Genomic DNA, 13,707 nt, shown 5'->3' with positions numbered 1-13,707 from the left:
CAGCCCCCCGACACTGATCGCGCCACAGCGCGGCAGCGCTCATCCGGACCGAGCAAACCTGCCGCCCCTCTTCTTTTGCGAAACAGGCTCGAACCCATGCTTTGCCGAATACTACTTGCCGATGACTCGCCGCTCTTTCGAGCGGGCCTGCGAGCGCTGCTCGAACAAAAAAAACAATACGCCGTAGTCGGTGATGCAGGCGATGGCATGACTGCTGTCGCACTGGCCGAGAAACTCAAGCCCGACATCATCCTGCTGGACATGACCGCCGATACCCTGGACAGCGAACAGATTCTGCGCGAGCTGTTCCTGCGCGTGCCCTCCAGCCATGTGTTGATGCTCTCGTCGCGCTCGGAGCTGGACTTCGTCATGCGTTGCCTGCAATTGGGTGCCCATGGCTTTCTGCTCAAGAGCGCCACGGTGCTGGAGCTGGAGCAGGCCCTGCAGGCGCTGAAAAATGGTGGCCAGTACCTGTCATCAGCAGTGTTGCCGATGGTCATTGGCCAGGCGGTGAAACACAGCCGCAAGCGCCCCAGCGGCAGCACCACGATGCAGCTCACCGCACGCCAGCTGGAGATCCTGCGGCTGATTGCCCGCGGTGAATCGACCCGCTCGATCGCCGACGGCCTGGGCCTGAGCGTGAAGACCATCGAGGCGCATCGCTCGCAGATCATGCACCGCCTGCAGATTCACGACGTGCCGGGTCTGGTGCTGTTCGCCGTGCGCGAAGGAATTATCCGCCTCAATGACTGAGCGGCCTCAGCCTTGCAAACGCTCCAGCGCGGCCTGCAGCGTGGCCGGCAACTGTGCCGGCCGGCCCGAGCTGCGCTCGACGAACACCTGCACCACCTTGCCGACCGCGCAGGGCTGCCCGTCCTCGACCCGAAACAGTGCCAACTGATACTCCACTGAACTGCCCGCCAGACGCGCCACACGCAAGCCGACCTCAAGGGTGTCGGGAAAGGCCGGCAAGGCAAAGAAGTCCGCCGCCGAACTGACCACGAAACCGGCGACCTCGCCGTCCTGCAGGTCCAGCCCGGCCTGTTGCAGCAGGTACGCCTGGATCGCTGTGTCGAAGTAGGCGTAAACCGTGGCACCGGCTATATGGCCGTTAAGGTCGCTGTCTTGCCAGCGGCTGAGGATCGGGTGCAGGTGGGGGTAGGCGTGGCGTTGAGGGAGCTCGGACATGGTGGACCTGAGTATTGGATGGCCCGTAACTGTAGGAGCGGGCTTGCCCCGCGATCAAGCACCAATTGATCGTCGTTCGGGTAAGACAACGCGGCCTATCGCAGGGCAAGCCCGCTCCCACAAGGGTTTCGTTAGGCCGGAAAACAAAAAACCGCCCCTGAGGGCGGCTTTTTGTTTACGCAGGCTTCAGCTTACAGCTGTGGGCCAGCGGCCTTGATGGCGTCGGAAACTTCGAACTTCTTGAAGTTTTCGATGAACAGGCCAGCCAACGCTTTTGCAGCTTCATCGTAAGCAGCCTTGTCAGCCCAGGTGTTGCGTGGGTTGAGCAGGTTGGTTTCAACGCCCGGTACGGCCAGTGGCACGTCGAGGTTGATGATGTCCAGGTGTTCGGTTGCGGTGCCGACCAGGGCGCCGCTCTGGATCGCTGCGATCACCGCGCGGGTGGTCGGAATGTTGAAGCGCTTGCCAACGCCGTAGCCACCGCCGGTCCAGCCGGTGTTGACCAGGTAGACCTTGGAGCCGAAGCCGCGGATGCGCTTGATCAGCAGTTCTGCGTACTCGCCAGCCGGACGCGGGAAGAACGGCGCGCCGAAGCAGGTGGAGAAGGTCGACTTGATGCCGCTGCCCGAACCCATTTCGGTCGAACCCACCAGTGCGGTGTAGCCGGACAGGAAGTGGTAGGCCGCTTGTTCTTCGTTGAGGATCGACACTGGCGGCAGCACGCCGGTCAGGTCGCAGGTCAGGAAGATGACCGCATTAGGCTCGCCGCCGAGGTTCTTTTCCGAACGCTTGGCAACGTGCTCCAGCGGGTAGGCGGCGCGGCTGTTCTGGGTCAGGCTGACATCGGTGTAGTCGGCGTGCTTGGCATCGTCGATGACGACGTTTTCCAGTACTGCGCCGTGCTTGATGGCTTTCCAGATGACCGGCTCGTTCTTCTCGGACAAGTCGATGCACTTGGCGTAGCAGCCGCCTTCGATGTTGAAGACCACGCCTTCGCCCCAACCGTGCTCGTCGTCGCCGATCAGGTAGCGGCTTTCGTCAGCCGACAGGGTGGTCTTGCCGGTGCCCGACAGGCCGAAGAACAGGGTCACGTCGCCTGCTTCGCCGATGTTGGCGGCGCAGTGCATTGGCAGCACGTCGGCAGCCGGCAGCAGGAAGTTCTGCACCGAGAACATGGCTTTTTTCATTTCACCGGCGTAACGCATACCGGCGATCAGCACTTTCTTCTGGGCGAAGTTGAGGATCACGCAGCCATCGGAGTTGGTGCCGTCACGCTCAGGCACGCACTCGAAGTTGGCAACGTTGAGCACTTGCCACTGATCACGGCCAGCCGGGTTGTACTGCTGCGGGTTGATGAACAGGCAACGGCCGAACAGGTTCTGCCAGGCGGTCTGGGTGGTCATCTTGACCGGCAGGTAGTGCTCGGCGGCCGCACCTACGTGAACGTAGGATACGAAGTGATCCTGGGCGTTGTTGAACGCCTCGACACGGTCCCACAGGGCATCGAACTTGTCGGCCGGGAACTTGCGGTTGATCGGGCCCCAGGCGATGGCATCCTGAGTGGACGGCTCTTCGACGATGAAACGGTCAACCGGCGAACGACCGGTACGGTGACCGGTTTTCACGACCAGCGCGCCGGTATCGGCCAGCTCGCCTTCACCGCGGTTCAGCGCTTCTTTTACCAGCTCATCGACGCTCAGGTCGGTGTACACGGTGTTGTTGGCTTGCGTCATGAGATTCCCCATCCGGCCTGCGGCCGAGTGCTCCAAACGTTTTGTAGTAGATCTTTCCAAACTACTACAGCGAAAAAAGTGGCCGGATTATGCCAGAAACGCCCAAAAAAAGTAGGGCCCTCCTGTCAGAACGGCGTGTTTCCGGCGTTAGACAGGAGAATTACCTGTACTGAAACGTTTTAGTGCCGAGTATCTGACGGTGTGTCTACACCGCCACCGGCGAACAATTGCTCGATATCGGCCGCATCGAATTGATAGCACTGATTACAGAACTGGCAATCGACTTCGATCTTGCCGCCATGCTCGTTAATCAGCTCCAGCGCGTCATGTTTGCCAAGGCTGACCAACGCATTACCGGAGCGCTCACGCGAGCAGCTGCAGCGGAAATGCAGCGGCTGGATATCGAACAGGCGCACGGCATCCTCGTGATACAGGCGATGCAGCACGGTTTCGTTGTCCAGCCCCAGCAGCTCCTCGGCTTTCACCGTATTGGCCAGCGCTTTCACATGGTTCCAGCTGTCCTCGCGCTCCTCGATGTCCTTCTGGCGGTCGGCAGGCAGCTGCTGCACCAGCAGACCACGGGCTCGAATGCCGTCGGCGGCCAGCGAGATGCAGGTGTTGATCTGCTGGGACATGACGAAATAGTTGGTGAAACACTCCGACAGGTCCTTGCCGTCCAGCTCCACCGTGCCCTGGTAGCGCTGACCGTTGACCGGAATGATGGTCAGGACCAGATGCCCGCCAGGCATCAGGTCGGCAAGGCTTGCATCATCCTTGATCTGCTCGGCCGCATAGCGTGCCAGGCCGCGAATTTCGTGGTCGCTGGTGCATTCAATGGCCAGCAGGGGCACCGGCCCGCTCGACTGTGCCTGAAGAATCAGCAGACCGTCGAACTTCAGCGTACCGACCAGCAGCGCGGCTGCCGCCATCAGCTCGCCGAGCAGCTGCGCGACAGGCTGCGGGTAAGGATGCTTGGCCAGCACTTCGGCGTAGCTGCGCTCCAGCCCGACCATCTCACCGCGTACATCGCGGTCGTCGAAGATGAAGCGTTGTGTGTAGTCGGTATCTGGCAAATCGGACATGGGCTCTGGCTTTCTGAATGATGACAAAATAATTTCAAGGGCCTATAAAGCCCGGTCTAGAGCACCAGAATGGTGCACTCGTGGTTCGCAGCAAAGAGGTAGTTTATGGACAATTCTTCACTGTTCCAAGCAAGGTGGGCTTGGGGTCCCTTGATTCTCTGCACGGTTTTGCCCGTTGCGCTACTGTGTTTCTGGTTGTGGCCGTTTGGCCAGATCATCTGCCTGACTTTCGACGAATGGCTGTTTCACCTGCTCAATCGACCACTGGCCGACAATAACACCTGGCGTTACATCTGGACCGTCGGCAGCCTGCGTCCGTTCGATATCGTCGTCGGCCTGATCCTGCTCAGCCTGCTGATCCGCGGCGACTGGGTGTTCAAGGCCAGCCAGGTGCGCCAGGCCTTCTTCGGCTTCTTCGCCACCCTGGTGCTGCTGCTGGTGATTCGCGCCGTGTTCTCGAAATGGATGAACGCCATGGGCTGGCAGCACAACAGCCCGTCGATGGTGTTCAGCGATGCCATCCACCTCAGCGATTTCTACCCGCACCTGGAAGCCCGCTGGGAGCTCAAGGACCGCTCCAGCCAGAGCTTCCCCGGGGACCATGCCTCGGTGCTGCTGATCTGGGCGATGTTCATGAGCCTGTTCAGCCGCAAGCTGCTGCAGCAGCTGCTGATCTGGGCCCTGGCGCTGTTGTTCATGCTGCCACGCCTGGTGGCCGGTGCGCACTGGGGCCAGGACGATTACATCGGTGGCGTGCTGATGGCGGTGCTGGCCCTGGGCTGGAGCTGCTACACCCCGTTTGCCGCCAAGGCCAGCGCAGCCTTGATGCGCCTGACCGCACCGTTGTTCGACCTGCTGGCGCGGTTGCCGCTGCTCGGGCGCCTGAACGTGATCGACTCGCGCGCTTAACCGGCGCTGTCATGTAACTGATGCAGCTGGCGCCGCTGTTTCTTGGTGGGCCGGCCATCGGTACTGACACCCAGGGCGCCGGCCTTGCGCATAGCCGCAGCCTGTTCACGGCGGGCAATGCTCTGCGCGGTTTCCTCGTACAGCGCCTGGGCCTCAGGCGCGCCGCGGCGCACCACCGACAACGCCTTGACCACTACCGTGCGCTCGTCGAAGCCAGTGCGCAGCACGAACTCATCGCCCACCCGCGGTTCCTTGCCCGGCTTGCAGCGCTCGCCCCGGCAATGCACCTTGCCGCTTTCAATGGCCGCCTTGGCCAGCGCCCGGGTCTTGTAGAAGCGCGCCGCCCATAGCCATTTGTCCAAGCGGACCTTGTCGTCCTCTTCCGGCTTTTGTGCCATCACATTTCCCCACTTATTTTCGTAAAGAGAACTGTACTACCGTATCTGGCGGATGCAAAAAACACGCGGCGTGCTTACAGTTCACCGACCTGTCGCTCACGCCCATTCTGGAGCCTGACGACTTTCTACGCTGGTTGAGCATTTTGAAGACATTTGACCATTTGACCGTGATCGGCCTGCGCGAGTGGGTGGCCCTGCCGGACCTCGGCCTGGCCGGCTTGCGGGCCAAGATCGACACCGGCGCCAGCACCTCGAGCCTGCATGCCACTGAAGTCGAGCCCTTCGAGCGCAATGGCGAGCAGTGGGTGCGTTTCAATGCCCACCTGGGTTCGGTGGTACAACTGCGGCACCGGCGCTGCGAGGCGCCACTGGTGACGATGAAGACCATCAAGAGCTCCAACGGCCAGGCCCAGACCCGCTACGTCATCCGCACGCCGTTGGCGCTGGGTGACCGGGTGTGGGAGGTGGAGTTCACCCTGGCCTGCCGCAAGGCCATGCGCTATCGCCTGTTGCTCGGTTCCAAAGCCCTGATCCATGGCCAGTTGGTGGTCAACCCAGGGCTCAAGTACGTTCAGGACAAGCCGGCATTCCCGGCCACTATCACTCCCTCCACAGGTGTTGCATGAAGATCGCCGTGCTGTCGCGAAACCCGCGTCTGTATTCCACTCGTCGCCTGGTCGAAGCCGGTACCGAACGAGGCCATGAGGTGGTTGTGATCGACACCCTGCGCGCCTACATGAACATTGCCAGCCACAAGCCGCAGATCCACTACCGTGGCAAGCCGCTGGAGAACTTCGACGCGGTGATCCCACGGATCGGCGCTTCTGTAACCTTCTACGGCTGCGCGGTACTGCGCCAGTTCGAAATGATGGGGGTGTTCCCGCTCAACGAATCGGTGGCCATTGCCCGCTCGCGGGACAAGCTGCGCTCGTTGCAACTGCTGTCGCGTCGGGGGATCGGCCTGCCGGTCACCGGCTTTGCCCACTCGCCGGACGATATCCCCGACCTGATCCAGATGGTCAATGGCGCGCCGCTGGTGATCAAGGTACTCGAAGGCACCCAGGGCATCGGCGTGGTGTTGTGCGAAACCACCAAGGCAGCCGAGTCGGTGATCGAAGCGTTCATGGGCCTGAAGCAGAACATCATGGTCCAGGAATACATCAAGGAAGCCGGCGGCGCGGACATTCGCTGTTTCGTGGTCGGCGACAAGGTCATCGCCTCGATGAAGCGCCAGGCCAAGCCCGGTGAGTTTCGCTCCAACCTGCACCGCGGCGGCAGCGCCAGCCTGATCAAGATCACTCCGGAAGAGCGCATGACCGCCATCCGCGCGGCCAAGGTCATGGGCTTGAGCGTGGCCGGGGTGGATATCCTGCGCTCCAATCACGGCCCGCTGGTGATGGAGGTGAACTCCTCGCCGGGCCTGGAAGGCATCGAAGTCACCACCGGCAAGAACGTCGCCGGGATGATCATCGAGCATCTGGAGAAGAACGGCGGGCCGAACCTGACCCGCACCAAGGGCAAAGGCTAGCGCCTAGACCGCGTCGCGCGGCAGCATCAGGCCTAGCGGCAGCCTCACCCGCGCCTCCAGGCCGCCGCCTGAACGGTTGCGCAACTGCACATTGCCACCGTGCTGGGCGGCGATCCGCTTGACGATCGCCAGGCCCAGCCCGGTGCCCTTGCCGCTACGGGCACGGTCGCCGCGAATGAACGGGTTGAAAATGCCCTCCAGTTCGCCCGGGTCGATCCCGGCACCACGATCAAGCACGCTCAGGACCACATAGGGCGCACCACCCTCGCCCGAGACATAGGCCGCCACTTCGACACCCTTGCCGGCGTGATAGAGGGCGTTGCCAATCAGGTTGTTGAGCAGGCGCTTGAGCGACACCCGCCGCAGCGGGAATGGCGGTATCGGCTCCAGGCACAGGCGCACCTGCTCCTGCGGCTGGTTGAACGGCGCCACCACCTCGCGCACCAGCTCACTGAAGTCGACCTCTTCGACGGGCTCATCGCGACCATCGCGGATGAACGCCAGAAACTGGTCGAGGATCGCGTCCATGTCTTCGATATCGCGGACCATGTCGTCGGTCAGGTCGCTTTCGTTGGCCAGCAGCGACAGCGACAGGCGCAAGCGCGTCAGTGGCGTGCGCAGGTCATGGGACACCCCGGCCAGCATCAGCTCGCGCTCGCGCCCGGCCTGCTCGACATCCTCGGCCATCTGGTTGAAGGCGCGGTAGACCTCGGTCATCTCGCTGGGCGTGTCACTGATCGGCAGGCGCACACTGCGCCCCTGGCCCAGTTGCCGGGCGGCGAACACCAGGCGCTTGAGCGGCTGATTGAGTTGGCGCACGAAGATCCACGCCGAAGCGGTGGATAACAGGCCGATGGCCAGGAACCAGCCGAGCACGCTCCAGATCTTCTGCCCGCGCAGCGGATGCGGATACAGCGGCACCTTCAGCCACCCATCACCCAGGCTCGGCGCCCGCACCCACAAGGCCGGTGGTGCATGCACGCGCAGGCGAACTTCGGTATCGGCGCCCAGCTCGGCCTGCATCTGGCGCTGGTAGATCTCGCTGTACGGCCAGTGCTGTTCACCCTCGGGAACGCCGGAGCCCACCACGCGAATCAGCCCTGCCGCCTCGGCGATCTTGTCACGGTCGGACTCATCGGCGGCCCAGTAGGCACGCAGGGTCAGGGCAACACCGTGACTGTATTGCCGGTCGACCAGTACGTCCTCGTTCATCAGCAGGTACACCAGGGTCAGAGCCTTGGAGAACAGCACGACGATCAGCACCAGCCAGAGCGTGCGGGCGAAGAAGCTTTGCGGGAACCACAGGGGCGTTTTCATCGACAACGGCTACACACTTTGCGAGCGCGAGCGGGGCTCGCAGGCTTTGCGAAGTAGTGCACAGGCAAAAACAGGGCAACCCGAAGGTTCGCCCTGCTTGCGGTGAGCTACTTCTACAAACGGAACATCACTTGCTGGCATTGCCATCCGGCACGAACACATAGCCTACACCCCAGACAGTCTGGATATAGCGTGGCTTGGACGGGTCGGGTTCGATCATCCGGCGCAAGCGCGAGATCTGCACGTCGATGGAACGCTCAAGCGCGTCCCACTCGCGGCCACGGGCCAGGTTCATCAGTTTGTCGCGGGTCAGCGGCTCGCGCGCATGCATGACCAGCGCCTTGAGCACGGCGAACTCCCCGGTGGTGAGCATGTGCACTTCTTCGCCGCGCTTGAGTTCACGGGTGGCCAGCGACAGCTCGTAGTCGCCGAAAGTGACGGTTTCGTCCTCGCTGCCCGGCGCGCCCGGTACTGCCGGCGCCTGGCGGCGCAGCACGGCCTTGACCCGGGCCATCAGTTCGTCGGGGTTGAAAGGCTTGGACAGGTAGTCGTCAGCGCCCAGCTCCAGGCCCTTGATGCGGCTCAGCTCATCGCCCTTGGCGGTGAGCATGATGATCGGGATCTGGTTGTTCGCGGCGCGCAGGCGCCGGCAGGCGGTCAGGCCGTCCTCGCCAGGCAGCATCAGGTCGAGCACCACCAGGTTGAAGACTTCGCGGGCCAGCAAGCGATCCATCTGTTCGGTATTGGGTACTGCACGAGCACGATAACCCTTGCTGGTGAAGAATCGTTCCAGCAGGCTGCTCAGGCCCGGGTCGTCGTCGACGATGAGAATTTTTTCGCCTTCGGCGTTTTGTGCAGTGCTGCTCATGGATAGCTCCTCTAATCTCGGCACGCATTATGGCTTAGCCATCAGTGGCCGTGCCGTGTGCATTGTTAGCAGATTTTTCCCCGGGTGCCAGTGTTGCCCGGCCGACAACTGGCCCGCTGCTATCACCGCAAGCCGGACGCGCTGGGTATAATGCGCCGCTTTCAGCCAGCGCCGCATTGACCACAAGCGCTCTACAGCGCCCGCCCGCGGCCTTTGTATTCACAATTTGTCAGGTGGTTTTATGGACAGCATCAACAGCCGCATCGCCGAGGAACTCGGTGTCCGCCCACAACAGGTCGAAGCGGCCGTGGCTCTACTTGATGAAGGTTCGACCGTACCTTTTATCGCCCGTTACCGGAAAGAAGTCACCGGTAGCCTGGATGACACCCAGCTGCGCCACCTGGAAGAGCGCCTGCGCTACCTGCGCGAGCTGGACGAACGGCGTGTCAGCATCCTTGCCAGCATCGAAGAGCAAGGCAAGCTGACCCCGGAACTGGCCCGTGAAATCAAACTGGCCGACACCAAGACCCGCCTCGAAGACCTGTACCTGCCGTACAAGCAAAAACGCCGCACCAAGGGCCAGATTGCCCTGGAAGCCGGCCTCGGCGAGCTGGCCGACGGTTTGCTGAACGACCCGCAACTGAGCCCTGAAGCCGAAGCCGCACGTTTCGTTGATGCCGAAAAAGGCGTGGCGGACGTGAAAGCGGCCCTCGAAGGCGCCAAGTACATCCTCATGGAGCGCTTCGCCGAAGACGCCAGCCTGCTCGACAAGCTGCGCAGCTTCCTCAAGCAAGAGGCGGTGCTCAGTGCCCGCCTGGTGGCAGGCAAGGAAGAGGAAGGGGCGAAGTTTCGCGATTACTTTGAACACGACGAGCTGCTCAAGAGTGTGCCGTCGCACCGCGCCCTGGCGATTTTCCGTGGCCGCAACGAAGGCGTGCTGGCCGCTTCGCTGAAAGTCGGCGAAGAGCTGCCGGGCACCCTGCACCCGTGCGAAATGATGATCGCCGAACGTTTCGGCCTGCAGAACCAGAACCGTCCTGCCGACAAATGGCTGGCTGAAGTGGTGCGCTGGACCTGGAAGGTCAAGCTCTATAGCCACCTGGAAACCGACCTGTTCGGCGAGCTGCGCGACAACGCCGAAGGCGAGGCGATCAACGTCTTCGCCCACAACCTGCACGACCTGCTGCTGGCCGCCCCGGCCGGCCCGCGTGCCACCCTGGGCCTGGACCCGGGTCTGCGTACCGGTTGCAAGGTCGCCGTGGTCGATGCCACCGGCAAGCTGCTGGACACCGCCACCGTCTACCCGCACGTGCCGAAAAACCAGTGGGACCAGACCATCGCCGTGCTCGCCGCGCTGTGCGCCAAGCACTCGGTGGAGCTGATCGCCATCGGTAACGGCACCGCCAGCCGCGAAACCGACAAGCTCGCCGCCGAGCTGATCAAAAAATACCCGGCATTGAAGATGACCAAGATCATGGTCTCCGAAGCCGGCGCTTCGGTGTACTCGGCCTCGGAGCTGGCGGCCAAGGAGTTCCCGGACCTCGACGTATCGATCCGCGGCGCCGTATCCATCGCCCGGCGCCTGCAGGACCCGCTGGCGGAACTGGTGAAGATCGACCCGAAATCCATCGGTGTCGGCCAGTACCAGCATGACGTTTCCCAGTTGAAACTGGCCCGTGGCCTGGATGCGGTGGTCGAGGACTGCGTGAACGCCGTTGGCGTCGACGTCAACACCGCCTCGGTGGCCCTGCTCGCGCGCATCTCCGGCCTCAACAGCACCCTGGCGCAGAACATCGTTGCCCACCGCGATGCCAACGGCGCCTTCAAGACCCGCGCCGCGCTGAAGAAAGTCAGCCGCCTGGGCGAGAAAACCTTCGAGCAGGCCGCCGGTTTCCTGCGCGTGATGAACGGCGACAACCCGCTGGACGCCTCCGCAGTGCACCCGGAAGCCTACCCGCTGGTGCAGCGCATTGCCGCTGAAACCGACCGCGACATCCGCTCGCTGATCGGCGACAGCGGTTTCCTCAAGCGCCTGGACCCGAAGAAATTCACCGACGAAACCTTTGGCTTGCCGACCGTCACCGACATTCTCCAGGAACTGGACAAGCCCGGTCGCGACCCGCGTCCGGAGTTCAAGACCGCCGAGTTCCAGGAAGGCGTCGAAGACCTCAAGGACCTGCAACTGGGGATGATCCTCGAAGGCGTGGTGACCAACGTCACCAACTTCGGTGCGTTCGTCGATATCGGCGTGCACCAGGACGGCCTGGTGCACATCTCGGCGCTGTCGGAGAAGTTCATCAAAGACCCGCGTGAAGCGGTCAAGGCCGGCGACGTGGTCAAGGTCAAGGTCATGGAAATCGACATTCCGCGCAAACGCGTCGGCCTGTCGATGCGCATGAGCGACACCCCGGGCGAGAAGATCGATGGCGCCCGTGGCAGCCGCCCGGGCTCGGCCCCACGCCAGCCAAGCGCTCCAGCCCGCGCCAAGGAAACCCCGGCCCCGGCCAACAACGCCATGGCCGCGCTGTTCGCCAACGCCAAGCAGTTGAAGAAGAAGTGATGACGGTTCCCGACGAAGTCGTCTTCAGCGCCTTCAGCCAACTGCTCGGCTGCCGCCTGCAACACCTGGAAGCAGGGGTTGCCGAGGTGGCCATGGCCCTGGAGCCGCACCTGCGCAACCGGGGCGGCAAGCTGCATGGCGGGGCGATCTTCAGCCTGGTGGACACCACCATGGGCCTGGCCTGCTCCAGTTCCCATGGTTTCGACCAGCAGAGCGTGACCCTGGAATGCAAGATCAACTACCTGCGCGCGGTCAGCGAAGGTGAAGTGCTGTGCGTTGCCCGGGTGCTGCATGCCGGGCGGCGCACGCTGGTGGTCGACGCCGATGTACTTCAGGGCGACAAACTGGTGGCAAAAGCGCAGGGGACATTCGTCGTCCTCTAGCCGCAAATGGCCAAACTGCGGTACTTTCGGCAGAGCGCAGGCGCTGCCGAAAGCCGGCCACAACCAGGCGACAACGCCAGTTCCTCTGTCCACCCTTGTAGACCGTCATCTCCACCCCCATATTGGGGCGACTGACGCGTGAAGGAATCCATCTTGAGCGAACTTCTCAACCGCCGCCTGAGCCTGCTCGGCCAAGGCGACAACCTCTCCCTGCTCAAGCAGTGCCTGCACGGCATCGAGCGTGAATGCCTGCGTGTGACCGAGGAAGGTCGTCTGGCCCAGACTCCGCACCCCGAAGCCCTCGGCGCGGCGCTGACCCACGAGCAGATCACCACGGACTATTCGGAGTCGCTGCTGGAGTTCATCACCCCAGCCCTGGCCGACCCGGCGCAGACCCTCGAAAGCCTGGAAAACATCCACCGCTTCGCCTACACCAAGCTTGGCAACGAGTTCCTCTGGAGCCCGTCGATGCCCTGCCCGCTGCCAGCCGAGGAAGACATTCCGATCGCCTGGTATGGCACCTCCAACATCGGTCAGCTCAAGTACGTCTACCGCAAGGGCCTGGCCCTGCGCTACGGCCGCACCATGCAGTGCATCGCCGGGATTCACTACAATTTCTCGCTGCCAGAAAAACTCTGGCCGCTGCTGCGCGCAGCCGAACACAGCACGGAAGATGATCGCGACTATCAGTCGGCGGCCTACATCGCCCTGATCCGTAACTTCCGCCGCTACAGCTGGCTGCTGATGTACCTGTTCGGCGCCTCGCCGGCCCTGGACGCCGGCTTTTTGCGCGGTCGCCCACACCAGCTCGAACAGTTCGACGCCGACACCCTGTACCTGCCCTACGCCACCAGCCTGCGCATGAGCGACCTGGGTTACCAGAGCAACGCCCAGGCCGGCCTGACGCCGTGCTACAACAACCTCGCCAGCTACACCGACAGCCTGCGCAAGGCGGTGGCCACGCCGTACGCGCCCTATGTCGAGATCGGTACGCACAAGGATGGCGAATGGGTTCAGTTGAACACCAACATCCTGCAGATCGAAAACGAGTACTACTCCAACATCCGCCCCAAGCGCGTCACCTACAGCGGCGAGCGGCCGATCCAGGCGCTGATGGCTCGCGGCATCCAGTACGTCGAAGTGCGCTGCCTGGACATCAACCCGTTCCTGCCAACCGGTATCGACTTGCCCGAAGCGCGTTTCCTCGACGCCTTCCTGCTGTTCTGCGCCCTGGAAGAAAGCCCGCTGCTGGGCAACCTGGAATGCGGCAACTGCACCAGCAACTTCCTTAGCGTGGTCAAGGAAGGTCGCCGTCCGGGCCTGGAGTTGCAGCGTGATGGTCAGCCGGTCGAGCTCAAGCAGTGGGCCGCTGAACTGCTCGAACGCATTGCGCCCCTGGCCGAACTGCTCGACCGCAGCCACGGCAGCGACGAACACGCCAAGGCCCTGCACGCGCAGAAAGCCAAGGTCAGCGACCCTTCCCTGACGCCATCGGCGCAGGTGCTGGCGAGCATGACCGAGCACAAGGAAAGCTTCAGCCGCTTCGCCTTGCGGCAAAGCCAGGCCCATGCCGAGTTCTTCCGCGCCCAGGCCCTGGCGGCTGAACAGCAACAAGGGTTTGAAACGGCGGCTCGCGAATCCCTTGAGGCCCAGGCCAGGCTTGAACGCGAAGAAGACAAGGCCGACTTCGACCTGTTCGTCAGCGCTTACCAGGCGAGCATCCTGGCGATCAGCAACTGAC

14 protein-coding genes are annotated in these 13,707 nt (G+C 62.7%); 8 read left to right on the top strand and 6 right to left on the bottom strand.

All coding sequences use genetic code 11. The features are described from left to right. Both UW3_RS29270 and UW3_RS0105240 read left to right on the top strand, forming a co-directional pair. A partial coding sequence (locus UW3_RS29270) for a hypothetical protein (RefSeq protein WP_237716726.1) occupies nucleotides 1-187 on the top strand: 187 nt, incomplete at its 5' end. Further along, nucleotides 97-753, top strand: coding sequence for a response regulator (locus tag UW3_RS0105240; RefSeq protein ID WP_026001197.1), 657 nt, complete (start codon nucleotides 97-99; stop codon nucleotides 751-753). The genes UW3_RS29270 and UW3_RS0105240, both read left to right, overlap by 91 nt. Nucleotides 754-759: 6 nt before the next feature. Here the strand turns inward: UW3_RS0105240 and UW3_RS0105235 are convergent, their stop codons facing one another. From UW3_RS0105235 to hslO, 3 genes are all read right to left on the bottom strand, one after another. Beyond that, on the bottom strand, nucleotides 760-1,188 hold the full coding sequence (locus UW3_RS0105235) for an acyl-CoA thioesterase (protein ID WP_010221240.1): 429 nt from the start codon (nucleotides 1,186-1,188) through the stop codon (nucleotides 760-762). A gap of 191 nt (nucleotides 1,189-1,379) precedes the next feature. Next, nucleotides 1,380-2,921 (bottom strand): phosphoenolpyruvate carboxykinase, encoded by a 1,542-nt coding sequence (locus UW3_RS0105230; protein WP_010221239.1) that lies wholly within the window; start codon nucleotides 2,919-2,921, stop codon nucleotides 1,380-1,382. Nucleotides 2,922-3,100: 179 nt separating this feature from the next. Beyond that, nucleotides 3,101-4,003 (bottom strand): Hsp33 family molecular chaperone HslO, encoded by a 903-nt coding sequence (hslO, locus tag UW3_RS0105225; protein ID WP_010221238.1) that lies wholly within the window; start codon nucleotides 4,001-4,003, stop codon nucleotides 3,101-3,103. Nucleotides 4,004-4,108: 105 nt separating this feature from the next. On the opposite strand from hslO, the gene UW3_RS0105220 reads away from it, so the two are divergent. Further along, complete coding sequence (locus UW3_RS0105220) at nucleotides 4,109-4,912, top strand: phosphatase PAP2 family protein (protein ID WP_010221237.1); 804 nt, start codon at nucleotides 4,109-4,111, stop codon at nucleotides 4,910-4,912. Here the strand turns inward: UW3_RS0105220 and UW3_RS0105215 are convergent. Continuing rightward, a complete protein-coding gene (locus UW3_RS0105215) occupies nucleotides 4,909-5,310 on the bottom strand; it encodes an RNA-binding S4 domain-containing protein (RefSeq protein WP_010221236.1) in 402 nt (133 codons plus the stop codon). The genes UW3_RS0105220 and UW3_RS0105215 overlap by 4 nt on opposite strands. 143 nt (nucleotides 5,311-5,453) lie before the next feature. Here UW3_RS0105215 and rimB point away from each other — a divergent pair, with 143 nt between their 5' ends. Beyond that, nucleotides 5,454-5,936 carry a retropepsin-like aspartic endopeptidase RimB gene (rimB, locus tag UW3_RS0105210; protein WP_010221235.1) on the top strand — a complete coding sequence of 161 codons (483 nt, stop codon included), beginning with the start codon at nucleotides 5,454-5,456 and terminating at the stop codon, nucleotides 5,934-5,936. Further along, the gene (rimK, locus tag UW3_RS0105205; protein ID WP_010221234.1) at nucleotides 5,933-6,838 is read left to right on the top strand and encodes a 30S ribosomal protein S6--L-glutamate ligase; all 906 of its coding nucleotides are present in this window, start codon (nucleotides 5,933-5,935) and stop codon (nucleotides 6,836-6,838) included. The genes rimB and rimK overlap by 4 nt, the downstream gene beginning before the upstream one ends. A gap of 3 nt (nucleotides 6,839-6,841) precedes the next feature. On the opposite strand, the gene UW3_RS0105200 is transcribed toward rimK, so the two are convergent. Continuing rightward, the gene (locus UW3_RS0105200; RefSeq protein ID WP_010221233.1) at nucleotides 6,842-8,155 is read right to left on the bottom strand and encodes an ATP-binding protein; all 1,314 of its coding nucleotides are present in this window, start codon (nucleotides 8,153-8,155) and stop codon (nucleotides 6,842-6,844) included. Between the two features lie 127 nt (nucleotides 8,156-8,282). Beyond that, the gene (ompR, locus tag UW3_RS0105195; RefSeq protein WP_010221232.1) at nucleotides 8,283-9,023 is read right to left on the bottom strand and encodes an osmolarity response regulator transcription factor OmpR; all 741 of its coding nucleotides are present in this window, start codon (nucleotides 9,021-9,023) and stop codon (nucleotides 8,283-8,285) included. Nucleotides 9,024-9,264: 241 nt separating this feature from the next. On the opposite strand from ompR, the gene UW3_RS0105190 reads away from it, so the two are divergent. The 3 genes from UW3_RS0105190 to gshA all read left to right on the top strand — a co-directional run bounded on the left by UW3_RS0105190 (nucleotide 9,265) and on the right by gshA (nucleotide 13,706). Then, on the top strand, nucleotides 9,265-11,583 hold the full coding sequence (locus tag UW3_RS0105190) for a Tex family protein (protein ID WP_010221231.1): 2,319 nt from the start codon (nucleotides 9,265-9,267) through the stop codon (nucleotides 11,581-11,583). After that, entirely contained in the window at nucleotides 11,583-11,966 is a 384-nt protein-coding gene (locus UW3_RS27830; protein ID WP_010221230.1) for a PaaI family thioesterase, read from the top strand. Before UW3_RS0105190 ends, UW3_RS27830 begins: the two co-directional genes overlap by 1 nt. Before the next feature lie 153 nt (nucleotides 11,967-12,119). Further along, nucleotides 12,120-13,706 (top strand): glutamate--cysteine ligase, encoded by a 1,587-nt coding sequence (gene gshA / locus UW3_RS0105180; RefSeq protein WP_010221229.1) that lies wholly within the window; start codon nucleotides 12,120-12,122, stop codon nucleotides 13,704-13,706. The last annotated feature ends 1 nt before the right edge of the window (nucleotide 13,707 follow it).

It is taken from the genome of Pseudomonas donghuensis (assembly GCF_000259195.1).
GTDB classification, from domain to species: Bacteria; Pseudomonadota; Gammaproteobacteria; order Pseudomonadales; family Pseudomonadaceae; genus Aquipseudomonas; species Aquipseudomonas donghuensis.
This window is presented reverse-complemented; position numbering and strand designations above follow the sequence as displayed.

What these genes read in the sequence shown, in the direction of transcription:
- UW3_RS0105240 (WP_026001197.1), top strand. Translation starts at nt 97, where the DNA reads ATGCTTTGCCGAATACTACTTGCCGATGACTCGCCGCTCTTTCGAGCG.
- UW3_RS0105235 (WP_010221240.1), bottom strand. Translation starts at nt 1,188, where the DNA reads ATGTCCGAGCTCCCTCAACGCCACGCCTACCCCCACCTGCACCCGATC.
- UW3_RS0105230 (WP_010221239.1), bottom strand. Translation starts at nt 2,921, where the DNA reads ATGACGCAAGCCAACAACACCGTGTACACCGACCTGAGCGTCGATGAG.
- hslO (WP_010221238.1), bottom strand. Translation starts at nt 4,003, where the DNA reads ATGTCCGATTTGCCAGATACCGACTACACACAACGCTTCATCTTCGAC.
- UW3_RS0105220 (WP_010221237.1), top strand. Translation starts at nt 4,109, where the DNA reads ATGGACAATTCTTCACTGTTCCAAGCAAGGTGGGCTTGGGGTCCCTTG.
- UW3_RS0105215 (WP_010221236.1), bottom strand. Translation starts at nt 5,310, where the DNA reads ATGGCACAAAAGCCGGAAGAGGACGACAAGGTCCGCTTGGACAAATGG.
- rimK (WP_010221234.1), top strand. Translation starts at nt 5,933, where the DNA reads ATGAAGATCGCCGTGCTGTCGCGAAACCCGCGTCTGTATTCCACTCGT.
- UW3_RS0105200 (WP_010221233.1), bottom strand. Translation starts at nt 8,155, where the DNA reads ATGAAAACGCCCCTGTGGTTCCCGCAAAGCTTCTTCGCCCGCACGCTC.
- ompR (WP_010221232.1), bottom strand. Translation starts at nt 9,023, where the DNA reads ATGAGCAGCACTGCACAAAACGCCGAAGGCGAAAAAATTCTCATCGTC.
- UW3_RS0105190 (WP_010221231.1), top strand. Translation starts at nt 9,265, where the DNA reads ATGGACAGCATCAACAGCCGCATCGCCGAGGAACTCGGTGTCCGCCCA.
- UW3_RS27830 (WP_010221230.1), top strand. Translation starts at nt 11,583, where the DNA reads ATGACGGTTCCCGACGAAGTCGTCTTCAGCGCCTTCAGCCAACTGCTC.